The organism is Nostoc sp. FACHB-152, assembly GCF_014697475.1.
In the GTDB taxonomy this organism is placed as follows: Bacteria; Cyanobacteriota; Cyanobacteriia; order Cyanobacteriales; family Nostocaceae; genus Nostoc_B.
The window spans coordinates 1-12,381 of the sequence record NZ_JACJRV010000039.1; the positions used below are offsets into that span (position 1 = coordinate 1).

Here is a 12,381-nt window from a genome sequence, read left to right on the forward strand (position 1 = left end):
CGAACTCTAGCTAGTGCCACTGCCAAACTCAACCTCTGCTTCATCAGGCTCATGATTAAGAGGCTTGCAGGTTCTTCCTAAGATGTCAAATGGGTTCTATATTGTTGAGAATGAAACTGGGCAAATCGTGGGTTTTGCAAGTGGAGGTCGAGAACGTACTGGCAAGTACCTAAATTGCGGTGAATTGTACGCTATTTATATTTTGCAAACCTACCAACGCCAAGGTTTAGGCTATCGCCTGATGACTCAGGTAGCCACAAAACTAGTTAAGTTAGGCATTAATTCGATGTTAGTTTGGGTGCTGGCTGATAACCCAGCTTGCCAATTTTATCAAAGCCTTGGTGGTTTGCAGGTCGATGAAAAACAACAAGAGTTTGGCAAAGTTGGGCTAGTTGAAATCGCATACCTGTTCAAAGATATGCGATCGCTGCGACTTCAACATGAATAATAGAATTTAGCAGATTATTGGTATTCAAATCCTGCCACATCAAAACTTTCGCATATTATGACTAACTGGGTCAAAACCACTAGTAAAGCGGGTGCTGTCATCATAACAAGCACCAGTTAAATCTGCGCCATACAGCTTGGCGAAGTTAAGTTTCGCTCCTCGCAAATTCGCATCTTTCAATTTGACACCAGATAAATTAGCTCTGGTTAAATTTGCCTTTGCTAGATTAGCCTGACTCAAGTCTGCTCCCCAGAGTTTAGCTTTTGCTAGATTAGCTCCGCTTAAGTCTGCTCCCCATAAATTAATTCCTGGTAAATCAGCAGCAATTAATTTAACTCCACTTAAATTTGCTGCGCTAAAATACCTTTCTCCTGCGGCGTAACGTTGTTTGAGTTGTTCAGCATCCATGAGTTGAGTTAACCTTCTTCAGTAATTGAGAAGTAATTTGTTCCCATTCCTGGTTGAGTTCGCCGATAAACTCTGGCTGACTGCTGCGGCGATACCAGTAACGCGCATTATGTATATCGCCTTCTTTGCGGTGGAGGTAAGCATGAACCCAAGCACTATCAGCATCGCTGAGATTTTGTACTATTTCATGTGCTTGGTTCCAATTGCCTTTTTTTTCATACCACAGGGCTTGCAATGCTTTTGGTAGGGTTTGGGGACATTGCCCCAGTTTGTCAATTAATCGTAGGAATTCTTGTGTATTCACGATCGCCATTCCACAAGTATCAAACTTATATTTCCAAGATACTCTCTGGCTGGCTGAGGTACGAGCATTCTTTGGTTAATTTTATTCTTTAGCGGCTAATTTGTCTTTTTCTTCAGGTAAAAGAGATGTTTCACCCGCAGGTTGCACGCCAGCAACAGGTACAGTTTTCACCAGATACGGCTTAATAATTATACTTACACCTGTTCCCCAAGCGATCGCCGCCATCCAGCCAGCAATAATATCACTAGGAAAGTGAACACCCAAATAAAGCCTTGTCCAGGCAACAGTTAAAACATACAACGTGCCAAAAATTAACGCTACCCAACGCCAGGAACTCCGCCAAGCTAAAACCAACACAATCATAGCCAAGGTTGTACTCGTCATGGCATGACCACTAGGAAAAGCAAAATCTAACTCTGGTGCTAGAGATGTCCACAAATCAGGGCGTAAGCGATGCCATAATTCTTTAGCTGTGCGGTTGATGAAGGTGCTTCCTAAGGCAGTGATGAGTAAGAAAACTAGCGATCGCCAATGTTTTTGCCAGATTAAAATAATTGCAACGGTAATTAAAATTGGCAATACAGTCCAAAATGAGCCTAATTTAGTTAACACCACCGCCAACGCATCTAATTGTGGGTTAGCTGTAGAGTGAACTGCCAAAAGTACTGGCACATCCCAAGGAAAGCCCGCTTGATATTGCCACACTTGGGCGGCTAGGATTTGGAATATTTGTAATGGTAGATATATACCAACAAATAATAATGCTAGCGATCGCCAACGGGCAACCAGCAAATTTTTGATAAAAGAAACAAGTGTCCTACTCTTTGCTGGAGATATTTTCTCTGCTTCCATATCAGCTTTTGTGCCTTTGTAAAAGAGATGAATACAAGGATTTTTAAGCACCAGACTCTATCAAGATCCCCCTAACCCCCTTAACAAGGGGGGAATAACAAGTCCCCCTTTTTTAAGGGGGATTTAGGGGGAGCTAAAAATATTTGATACATCACTAGTGACTTTTAAAACATCCTCTAACTTTGTGATTGTAAACGCACAGCTACGCTACCTGCATGGGCTGGTAAACCTTCCGCCTCTGCTAAAATCACAGCAGCTTTACCAATTTCTTGCAACGCTGCTTGATTGCATTCTAAATAAGTAATGCGCTTGAGGAAGTCGTACACACTCAACCCAGAAGCAAACCGCGCCGAACGGGAAGTAGGTAAAACATGGTTAGGGCCGCCTAAATAATCACCGATGGCTTCTGGGGTGTAGCGTCCTAAAAACAGACTACCAGCACATTTAATTTGACTCGCTAGTATTTGCGGGTTATCAACGCACAATTCGACGTGTTCAGGAGCCAGTTGATTTAGTAGTGGTATACTTTGAGCCAAGTCACCTACTACAATGACTGCACCGTGATTTTGCCAACTAGCGCTCGCTACTTCTTTACTAGGCAAATTGGTGAGAACTTTTTCAACTGCGGCGATAACTTGTTGGGCGAAGCTTTCAGAATCAGTAATTAAAATTGATTGGGCGTTGGGGTCGTGTTCTGCTTGCGATAATAAATCCCAAGCTATCCACTCAGGGTTATTTTTATCGTCAGCGACAACTAAAATTTCGGAAGGCCCGGCGATGCTGTCAATACCTACAGTCCCAAAGACCTGACGTTTGGCTTCCGCTACATAAGCATTACCAGGGCCAACAATTTTATCTACAGGAGTCAGGGTTTCTGTACCGTAGGCGAGGGCGGCGACTGCTTGCGCCCCACCAATACTATATATTTCCGTTACGCCAGCGACTTGGGCAGCTGCTAAAACTGCGGGGTTAATTTCACCGCGTGGCATTGGTACAGTCATCACAATGCGTTCCACACCTGCGATTTTGGCAGGTAAGGCATTCATGAGTACCGAACTAGGATAACTGGCGCGTCCTCCGGGAACGTAAATCCCAACTTGCGACAGGGAAACCCAATTTAACCCTAGTTTTACGCCGACGGTATCGGTGTAGCCAATATCTTGGGGCAATTGTTTTTGGTGGAAAGCACCGATACGTTCTGCTGCTAATTCTAAGGCTGCTTTCACATCAGTCGGACATTTAGCGGCTTGTTCGGCAATAAAATCGGCACTTAAATGCAAAGATTCCGGGCTGAAATGGTCAAAACGAGTCGTATATTCCTTAACTGCGGCATCACCCCGCGCTTTTACATCGGCGAGAATACCATGTACTGTACCACTAACATCAACCGTTGCTTCGCGGCGATCGCTCACTAAGGCTTGAAATTTAACAGAAAAGTCTTGGTTGGTAGTCTGAAGGAATAGCATGGACAGTACTTTGCAACAGTAAGGTCAATATTTATTTAGTGTAGAGCGACAAGGCACTTATTGATCTCCCCTAGCTGCCTTTCACAAGGGCTACCGTCTACACAAAAGTCTTTTAAAGCCGCCAGTCAAGCGGGTTAATTTTTACCAGTAGATGCATTAACAATGTAAGGCGATACATTAACAATGTAAGGCAATGCATTAACAATCTAAGGCGATGCATTAACAATGTAAGGCGATACATTAACAATCTAAGGCGATGCATTAACAATCTAAGGCGATACATTAACAGTGTGAGGCGATGCATTAAGCAAGTCAGTGTGAACAAACTAAACTATGTTCAAAAAATTTAATTAAGCTAAAACCCTTTTTCCTGCTGCTTTATCTCAACTATAGGATTCATATTTGATTTCTGAAAAAAACTCAGTATCCTTTTATTCCTTCTTTCATGTTCCCTATTGCCTATTGCCTGTTGCCTCTCTACACAAGTATGTTCAGTAATCAAATTAGATTCCTGTATAAATATTTACGCTGTTTTACTTAATAGTGCAGGGCGATGTTTTGTTACACCAAAAAGATAAATTTTCAAACATCCTCTTGTTGAACACCAGCCAGATGCAGCTTATTTGAGATAAATCAACAAATTCAACCCTGGTATGGTGCGCGAAAGCGTCCACAAAATCAAGGTAATATATAGTATGCCTAAACTCCATTGATACCAAGCCAGAGTAGCCACAATTCCTGGTAGATGTTGGTCGCGCAGGCGAATATCATTAAATCCCAATCTGACTAAGTTGTTCAAACTAAAGTCATAATAGTTCAACCAATTCCATTTGCGATCGCCCAATAATGGCATATATCTTTCCCGAAATGTCTGGTTTCTGGGAATTACTGGTAAACGACCAATTAATAATCTCAACTGGCGAAAAGTTCCGTCTTCTGTGAAGTACGAAACATCCATTAAGTCGTGATAGCGTCCCTGTTGATATAGTCTAATTATTAACGTCATTGGCAAAGGGATAATAATAATTAATAAACATCCCAAAGTAAGCCAAGGTTGTTCGGCATTCCGAAAAATCGCTAACAAACTCAAAAATTCTAAGCCAGTAAAACCCATCAATATTGATACAGTCTCGTAGTATGTGGGAATAATTGGTACAGGACGCAGACGGCGGTAACGATCTACTAGCCAAAATAGTAAACCAAAATAAGCGATCGCAACACCACCCACACCAAAAGCTAACCAAAAATTTGTGCCATAGCCACTTAATAGCAATAGCACACTCAACGCCAGCCAACTCCAGGCTTGTAATAACCAATTACCCAAAGAAAGGGGTTCACCAAAACTGAGGCGATCGCTCAGTTTATTATATGTTTCTAAATCAATATCTGCTAAAGTTAGTAATTCGCTGCTATTGCGGAAAGGTTGAACAGCACGACGATTAGATATGGCTTCGGCTTGAGTTGCTGAAAATCCTAAATTGATTAACCTATTTATGGAAGCATTATTAATATTAGTTCTAACCAAACGTTGACTTAATTGCACTAACCGTAAATGCTGCTTTGTATATTCCAATTGATTAGCATCAGCAATTTGCTGTTGCTGCCGAAAATTTTGTCCTAAATTTCTTAAAACATTTTGATTACCTTGTAAGTTTGGTACGCAAAACATTTTACCAATCTGTCCAAGATTGCCTAAAATTTTTGATTGGTTTGAGTTAAAACTTAAACCTGGAACGCTTAAAAAAGCAGTTTTGCTAAAACTTGCATCACTAAAATCTGCTAGATTCAGAATAGCAGCACCCCGCAAATTGACTGGCTGCTCAAATTGGGCTTCACGAAAGATAACAGCTTGTTCAAAAGTAGCATCTGCCAGCGATAAAATTTGATTAAAATTAGCTTTGGTAAACTGTGCTTGATTCGCAAAGCGAACCTCAGAAAAATTAGCATTTCCTTGCCACTGCACATAGCTAAATTTAGTTAACTGCTTAAACAATGCTTGGCTAAAGTTAGCTGCATCCTCAAAAATGCTACCTTGAAAATCAGCCTGTTCTTGAAATTGCACTTGTTTAAAATTAGCTTTATCAAAAAAAATACTGCCCTGAAAGTTGCTAGGTTGACGAAAAGTAGCACCCGTAAAGCTAACAATACGGCTAAATCTGGCAGCACTCCAATTTGTAGGTTGCAAAAATATGGCGTTTTGGGCATCTACAGACTGGAGAAAAAAAGTATTGGGAAACTGTACTTGCCCATTAAACCGAGTGTTAACTAGGGTTAAAGTACCGCGAAAAACATTAATTTCTCCAGAGGTATTGGCATCAGTTGCCAAAAGTGAGCGACAATCTTTAGAGGTAGGTAAAGCGATCGCTAGGGATTGTAAACAAACCAAACGTAAACTTTCTAATTGTTCTTGTTCTGTTGGAGTAAAAATCGGTGCGATCGCTTGCACATATAAAGGTGTACGTAAAGCCAATTCGCTCCCTAAAAAATCTCCCTGAATTAAAGAATAGCTGAGGTCTAAACCCAAAGGTTTATTACTAGTTTTTTGTAATTCTTTACGCAATAACTGATAAAAACTATCACGAAAACTGGCATTTTCCGGACGTAAATCAATCACCATTTGCCGCAAATCTACAGTTAAATTACCTTCGCGGAGTATGGGTGTACGTAGTCTCTCTTGCAAAACTTCTCCAGTTAGAGGCGTGCGTTCTAGGGTCTGTGCGGCTAAAACAGGTGATGGAATCAACAGAGTCGTAAAAATTAGACACAACGCCAAGATTAATTGCCAATTTTTTTTAAACCAGCTTTGCATAAGTTTTAACTAATATCAAGCTCAAGTTTATGAATTGAAATATAAGTTAGATTTTTGATAATAAGCCGAGTTTTAGCAAATAAACCACAGTTATTTCAGATGTTAAGTTCTTTTTAGTAAACATCTGCCCCCAAATTCTCTATGTAATGTTTATCCTGGAATAGTAGGGGAATCACCTTAGCGTAAATTGCCAGCAGGTGTTAGATGCTGCAAATAGAACAGATATTACACCACCGTTATCAAATTCAACGGCAACTTGGAAATAATGGCATTCGCCAAACTTGGCTAGCCAAAGATTTACAAGTTGCTGATGGAGAAGAATCACTAGTTGTGGTTAAACTCTTGGCCTTTGGTGGAACTGTCCAGTGGGATGACTTGAAGTTGTTTGAGAGGGAAGCACAAGTTCTCAAACAGCTAAAACACCCGCGCATTCCGCAATACATTGATTATTTTTGTGTTGATGACCGCACCTTATGGTTTGGCTTAGTACAAGAATATATTCCTGGGGAATCGCTCAAAGAAAAATTAGCATTTGGTAAAAGATGTACAGAAAAGCAAGCCAAAAAAATTGCAATTGAGGTTTTAAATATTCTGATATATCTGCATGAATTGAACCCTGGGGTGTTGCATCGGGATATTAAGCCGAGTAACTTAATATGGGGTGAAGATAATCATGTATATTTAGTAGATTTCGGTGCAGTACAAGATAAAGCGGCTAAAGAAGGCGTGACTTTTACCGTTGTGGGTACTTATGGTTATGCCCCAATGGAACAATTTGGTGGTCGGGCTGTGCCTGCATCTGACCTTTATGCGCTGGGAGCGTCTTTAATTCATTTATTAACTGGTGTTCCTCCTGGTGATTTACCTCAAAAAGATTTGCGCTTACAATTTGCTGACCAAGTTAGTTTAAGTCCTAGTTTTGTGCAGTGGTTGCAAAAGCTGACCGAACCTGCGCCAGAAAAACGCTTTCGTAATGCTCGTCAAGCACTGGATACATTAAAATCTGGCTTGGCTATCAAACCTGTTAGCCAAAAGCTCATTAATAATTCTGGTTGTGGAATAAATTCTCTTGAACCCGTACCGGAAGAAATTTTGGGTTGGAATTGGGGTGCTTTTTTATTGCCTTGGTTTTGGCTGTGGACTAATCAGGTATGGTGTGGCTTATTCTGCTTTGTACCACAAATTAGTTGGGTTATGGCGATCACTATGGGTGCAAAAGGCAATGAATGGGCTTGGAAAAGCAGACAATGGCGCAGTATCGAACATTTTAAAGAACATCAACGCGGTTGGGCGATCGCTGGAATTCTCATTGGCGCACCCTTTAGTATGGTTTTATGGCTAATGATGCTTGTGACGCTCAAATCAATACTGTAAGGGAGTAGGAAATAGGGGGTAAGGAAAGACAGAGACAAGGAGGAAAAGGAAGACAAGGTAGATAAATCAAGAATTTCTCTTTTGCCTTCTGATTTGAGAGAACTGGGTGCTGAGTAAATATTCTCCCCTGCTCCTCTGCTCCCCTGCTCCCCTAACCTTCTGCCCTCTTAGGCTTGTGTCTCAAATACACCCACAGGACAAGCAACATTTGTCCCGCCTAAACCACAATAGCCATTGGGATTTTTAGCTAGATACTGCTGATGATAAGCTTCAGCGTAGTAAAACTGTGGTGCATCTAAAATTTCTGTAGTAATCTCGCCATAACCTGAGCTAGTCAGTGCTTGCTGATAAGCTTCTTTTGATGCTTCTGCTTGCTGTTTTTGGCTTTGGGAATAGACATAAATCCCCGAACGGTATTGTGTGCCAACGTCATTACCTTGGCGCATTCCTTGGGTGGGGTTGTGGCTTTCCCAAAAAACTTTTAGTAGTTGGGCATAACTAATAATTTGAGGGTCAAATACAACTAAGACAACCTCATTGTGACCAGTCATGCCAGTACAAACTTCTTCGTAGCTAGGGTTAGGTGTAACGCCAGCAGCATAACCGACAGCAGTGGTGTAAACTCCAGGGAGTTGCCAAAATTTACGTTCTGCACCCCAAAAACAGCCCAACCCAAATACCACTTGCTCCATGCCTTGGGGAAACGGCGGTTTTAGAGGATTATTATTCACATAGTGATTTGCAGGTACAGGCATTTCCTTAGCTCGTCCTGGCAACGCTTCTTCAGGAGTGGGGAGAGCCAGCTTTTTTTTACCAAATCCAAATAGCACCATTGGTTCTAACTCTGCTGTTTGATATACATCTTTACTGTAGTTAATATTTTAACGATTCTGGCGATCGCTACGGATATTACTACTTCACCTCCAGTACTCAAAAAGAATTAAATTATCATCGAACTTGGCTTTACCACGAGTTGCCTAAACAGACTGAAGACATTCATCGAAGTCATCACCTGTCCAAGTCCCTGCGTGTCTGAAGATGGAACAGACTTTCAACCCTATTGCCTATTGCCTGTTGCCTGTTGCCTGCTGTATCAAGCTACATCAGAAACAACGGAAACAGAGGTATGCACCAAGGGTAACAGAGGCCCTAGTTGTTCTTGTCCGTTGACGGCTAAATCGCTGTGACACAAATAAACTTTGTCAGATACACGCGACAATAAATCTGCCAAAATTCGCTTTAGCCTTTCTTGTTCGGTTAATTTTTCATCCTCTGCTGTCCAAGGTTGACCTAGCCTGTCTCGCAAAAATAACGGCGCACCAAATAAAGTGGCTGCACCACCTTTCGCCCACAACGGTGAACCAGCATCTAGCCAAAAATGCCAACGATGCGATCGCCGACTCGAACGATATTGGAAAATAGTAGCTAAGGTGACTGCTTTTTTCGCTGGGCCGATAGGGCGCAGTGGGTAAGGATTGGCAGTAATCGTACCACGCCGCAACAATTGAATAAATTCCGCTAAAGTATTGCTGAGTAAATATTGCTCCCCTGCTCCTCTGCTTTCTTGCCTTAACCTCGTATCAATTTCCCAATAATGCTGGGCAGTTTCTAGCAATTCGCGCAGTGCTGCCATTTGGTCGTAGGGTGGGTTACTGTCTTTGCACAGAAAATCTTGAATTGCCAGATATAACAAAGAAATTGGGCTAGGAATTAAACGCTGTTCTTGTTGCGATCGCTGCCGTTCAATCCACTGTAATATCTCACTATAAGCTGTGGTCGCTGCATAGCCGATTCTATCCCAACGCTCAAAGGATGTTACAGGTAACAAATTAGGACGCTCAGGATGCGGTACAAAGCAGTAATCAGCAATTAAACCAGCACGTACCGGGTCAATCTGACTGCTAAATGACTGCTGATTAAATACTCCCCCCTGCTCCCCGGCTCCCCTGCTCCCCTTCCTACTCAGTACCAGCAACATCTCCGCCACTGCATCTCGGTCTACTAAGCGTCCCAAGCCAGGATAAACTAGTGCCAACATGGTCAGCAAAGCCCGAATCATCGGTGAACTAATCAAGGGGCGTTGGTCGTTGAGTGATTCGACGGGGATATTTTGCTTGGTCAGAATTTCTGTCAGGGTGTAACGGGCGATCGCATCCAAACCTGGTGCTATAATTGCTACTTCTTCTGGTTGTACTTGTCCTAACTTAATTGCCTTGCCTATCACCTCGGCTGTTTTTCGCAGGATCTCTGCACGGGATGTCATTTGAATCGACTGCACTATTCCCGGTAACTCGACCATCACCATTGGTTGGGTAATAAAATCTACCATTGGTGTAGCGAGTCTATCTGCTAATGATGGTTGAACTGGCTCATACAAAGTTTCTATTCGACAGTGCCTTGCCAACCCTTCCATATAATTAGGATCTGCCCCTAATCCCAGGCGTATTGCACCATCAGGATTGTAACTAAATGCGCCAATAGCACCTTGAGCGAGAAGTGTCTCAAACAGCTGACGTGCTACCCCCGGATATTCATCAACATCATCAGCGAGAATTGCTTGATATCTTTGTTTGAGGCGTTCTTGGTAATGGCGATCGCTTAATAAATGCTGAGTGTAGAGTTCAGTTATAATTCCATAGGTTAGTAAGCCTCGTTCTAAACACCAGTTACGCCAATCTAGCAGCAAAGATGCTAAAAATTCCGGCTCTAGATTTACGCCACTTTCTTCTAAGCCCGTTTCTAAAACCTCAGCAATGGCTTCGCAAGGTTTACCACTGTAAGCGGCTAACTGCAATAAGTCTAAAATCCGTCGCACGAAACGGTACTCATTCACTCCCGCGCGCTGCAAAACTTCCGCATCCAATTGCTCACGCCACAGTTTTGTTGCTAATTCCTGTTCGGTTTCTGGGCGCAGTCTTACCGGAAATTGAGCTTTTAAATTTAACAACTCAATCAATAAAGGCCAAAATAAAATTACCTCATCTTGAAAAAATCCCAACGGAGTTTTACCCCTAATTGGATATTTTCCTAAAGTTTTGGTAACTATTTTATCAGCCAACTCGCGGCGATTGTCATCATTGGCGGCTAAAACTAAGACTCCTGCTTCTGCTTGCTTCAAAGCCAGCGTTTTCGGTATAGATGTACCTGCTTTCTGACCTCGTTTTTTAGTATAAAATAATTCATTGTTATGATGCTCGATTTGCAGCCAGCGACAAAAATGCTCTACCAAGCGAGTTGTCTTACCACTGCGACTAGTGCCGACAATCCAAACAGAATGAGAAACCACAAACATTCTCCTTGTAGATTTGTTAGTATAGCTCGTGCGTTAATTTAGGGTTAAGAAGTACTAAAAAAGGCTGGATGATTGCCTACGATGAATAACTTTGCGTTTAGCCAAAAAATTTACTCTTACTTACTAGCTGCTTACCGTTGGTATTTACTCACACCACAGCGTTCTCTTGATGAAGCATATAAAGCAGCATTACACATTAAAGCCATAGAAGATGAACATTTCAATGGTAAGCAGGTAGATGCGACCTCAAGCGGCTATAGCAGCAGTGTAATGGATTATTTTGAGATAGATTTGCGAAAACAGTTAAAAATTGCCCGGATGCGGCTGACAGAGTTTCGAGCTAGTCGCTGGTTTTCTAACGAATCTAATCAAAAAGCTGCACGAAAAACAGGTATAGAATATCCAAGCCCTGCTGTAACTTTAGAAAAGCTAAGATTCATTGATGAAGTCATATCAAAATATACGATATCCGATATTGATGAGCCTGTTGTAGATGTAATTAAACCACAACAAATAGTTAAATTTGATGGTGCGAAGATGGAACCATCACCCGTAATATTACCAAATAAAAATGTCGAACAAATTCCCAGACCGAAACAAAAACCTCTTGGCAAAGCTAATACAACAGGTATATTACCACGTTCAATTTTAAGCACGATCGCCCGTCTTCAAGTTGAGTTAGATCCTAATTCAGAGCAGGATGTTGTACAAAACTTTCGTCAAGCACAAAGACGAACAATTATATCTATCAGATTTATATTGTTACTGATTATTGTACCCCTGTTAACTCATCAACTGGCGAAAACTTTAGTTGTCGGGCCATTAATTAACCATTTTAGACCTGCCGAAGCAACAAATGTCTTCATAAATGTTGAAATGGAAGAAGAAGCCTTAGCAGAGTTGCACAGGTTTGAAGAGAGAGTCAAATTTGAAAGTTTGATTTTTAATCATCCACCCATTTCAGGGGAAGAATTAGAAAATCGCCTGAAAGAAAAGGCGGAAGAACTGGCTGAAGAATTTCGCGGTGAAAGTGCCAACGCCATTAAAAATGTTTTTTCGGATATGTTTTCTGTTGTGGCTTTCATTTGGCTGTTACTTGTAAGTAAGCCAGCGATCGCAGTTCTTAAAGAATTCTTTGATAATGTAGTTTATGGGCTGAGTGATAGTGCCAAAGCATTTATTATCATTTTGTTTACCGATGTATTTGTGGGATTTCACTCGCCCCACGGTTGGGAAGTGATTTTAGAAGGCATATCTCGTCATTGGGGTTTACCTGCCAACCGAGATTTTATCTTCTTATTTATTGCTACATTTCCAGTGATTTTAGATACCATTTTTAAATACTGGATATTCCGTTACCTCAACCGTATTTCGCCTTCTGCTGTTGCTACCTACCGCAATATGAACGAGTAAATAGTAGGGGATAGC

Annotated in this window: 10 protein-coding genes; 3 read left to right on the plus strand and 7 right to left on the minus strand. The window is 41.6% G+C overall.

Annotated elements, in window-relative coordinates:
* Window positions 1-82: 82 nt before the first annotated feature.
* A complete protein-coding gene (locus H6G76_RS21900; RefSeq protein ID WP_190705496.1) occupies window positions 83-448 on the plus strand; it encodes a GNAT family N-acetyltransferase in 366 nt (121 codons plus the stop codon).
* A 39-nt stretch (window positions 449-487) separates the two neighbouring features.
* Here H6G76_RS21900 and H6G76_RS21905 read toward each other — a convergent pair whose 3' ends face one another.
* The 5 genes from H6G76_RS21905 to H6G76_RS21925 form a co-directional block, all read right to left on the minus strand.
* Window positions 488-856 carry a pentapeptide repeat-containing protein gene (locus tag H6G76_RS21905; RefSeq protein ID WP_190705498.1) on the minus strand — a complete coding sequence of 123 codons (369 nt, stop codon included), beginning with the start codon at window positions 854-856 and terminating at the stop codon, window positions 488-490.
* The gene (locus tag H6G76_RS21910) at window positions 846-1,169 is read right to left on the minus strand and encodes a hypothetical protein (protein WP_199337476.1); all 324 of its coding nucleotides are present in this window, start codon (window positions 1,167-1,169) and stop codon (window positions 846-848) included. Before H6G76_RS21910 ends, H6G76_RS21905 begins: the two co-directional genes overlap by 11 nt.
* Window positions 1,170-1,241: 72 nt before the next feature.
* Window positions 1,242-2,012 carry a phosphatase PAP2 family protein gene (locus tag H6G76_RS21915; protein ID WP_190705505.1) on the minus strand — a complete coding sequence of 257 codons (771 nt, stop codon included), beginning with the start codon at window positions 2,010-2,012 and terminating at the stop codon, window positions 1,242-1,244.
* A 176-nt stretch (window positions 2,013-2,188) separates the two neighbouring features.
* The gene (hisD, locus tag H6G76_RS21920; protein ID WP_190705509.1) at window positions 2,189-3,478 is read right to left on the minus strand and encodes a histidinol dehydrogenase; all 1,290 of its coding nucleotides are present in this window, start codon (window positions 3,476-3,478) and stop codon (window positions 2,189-2,191) included.
* Between the two features lie 619 nt (window positions 3,479-4,097).
* Complete coding sequence (locus tag H6G76_RS21925) at window positions 4,098-6,287, minus strand: pentapeptide repeat-containing protein (protein WP_190705510.1); 2,190 nt, start codon at window positions 6,285-6,287, stop codon at window positions 4,098-4,100.
* Window positions 6,288-6,491: 204 nt separating this feature from the next.
* Here H6G76_RS21925 and H6G76_RS21930 point away from each other — a divergent pair, with 204 nt between their 5' ends.
* Window positions 6,492-7,661, plus strand: a complete 1,170-nt coding sequence (locus tag H6G76_RS21930) for a serine/threonine-protein kinase (RefSeq protein WP_190705513.1) — start codon at window positions 6,492-6,494, stop codon at window positions 7,659-7,661.
* A 167-nt stretch (window positions 7,662-7,828) separates the two neighbouring features.
* Here H6G76_RS21930 and msrA read toward each other — a convergent pair whose 3' ends face one another.
* Both msrA and H6G76_RS21940 read right to left on the minus strand, forming a co-directional pair.
* Window positions 7,829-8,494, minus strand: coding sequence for a peptide-methionine (S)-S-oxide reductase MsrA (gene msrA / locus H6G76_RS21935; RefSeq protein WP_190705515.1), 666 nt, complete (start codon window positions 8,492-8,494; stop codon window positions 7,829-7,831).
* 260 nt (window positions 8,495-8,754) lie between these two features.
* Entirely contained in the window at window positions 8,755-10,947 is a 2,193-nt protein-coding gene (locus H6G76_RS21940) for a recombinase family protein (protein WP_190705519.1), read from the minus strand.
* 87 nt (window positions 10,948-11,034) lie between these two features.
* Between H6G76_RS21940 and H6G76_RS21945 the strand changes: the two genes are divergently transcribed.
* Window positions 11,035-12,366, plus strand: coding sequence for a proton extrusion protein PcxA (locus H6G76_RS21945; RefSeq protein ID WP_397333755.1), 1,332 nt, complete (start codon window positions 11,035-11,037; stop codon window positions 12,364-12,366).
* The last annotated feature ends 15 nt before the right edge of the window (window positions 12,367-12,381 follow it).

Bases quoted from the DNA above. Each gene is read 5' to 3' on its own strand.
- H6G76_RS21945 (WP_397333755.1), top strand. From the start codon at position 11,035: ATGAATAACTTTGCGTTTAGCCAAAAAATTTACTCTTACTTACTAGCT.
- H6G76_RS21905 (WP_190705498.1), bottom strand. From the start codon at position 856: ATGGATGCTGAACAACTCAAACAACGTTACGCCGCAGGAGAAAGGTAT.
- H6G76_RS21930 (WP_190705513.1), top strand. From the start codon at position 6,492: ATGCTGCAAATAGAACAGATATTACACCACCGTTATCAAATTCAACGG.
- msrA (WP_190705515.1), bottom strand. From the start codon at position 8,494: ATGGTGCTATTTGGATTTGGTAAAAAAAAGCTGGCTCTCCCCACTCCT.
- H6G76_RS21910 (WP_199337476.1), bottom strand. From the start codon at position 1,169: ATGGCGATCGTGAATACACAAGAATTCCTACGATTAATTGACAAACTG.
- H6G76_RS21915 (WP_190705505.1), bottom strand. From the start codon at position 2,012: ATGGAAGCAGAGAAAATATCTCCAGCAAAGAGTAGGACACTTGTTTCT.
- H6G76_RS21925 (WP_190705510.1), bottom strand. From the start codon at position 6,287: ATGCAAAGCTGGTTTAAAAAAAATTGGCAATTAATCTTGGCGTTGTGT.
- hisD (WP_190705509.1), bottom strand. From the start codon at position 3,478: ATGCTATTCCTTCAGACTACCAACCAAGACTTTTCTGTTAAATTTCAA.
- H6G76_RS21900 (WP_190705496.1), top strand. From the start codon at position 83: ATGTCAAATGGGTTCTATATTGTTGAGAATGAAACTGGGCAAATCGTG.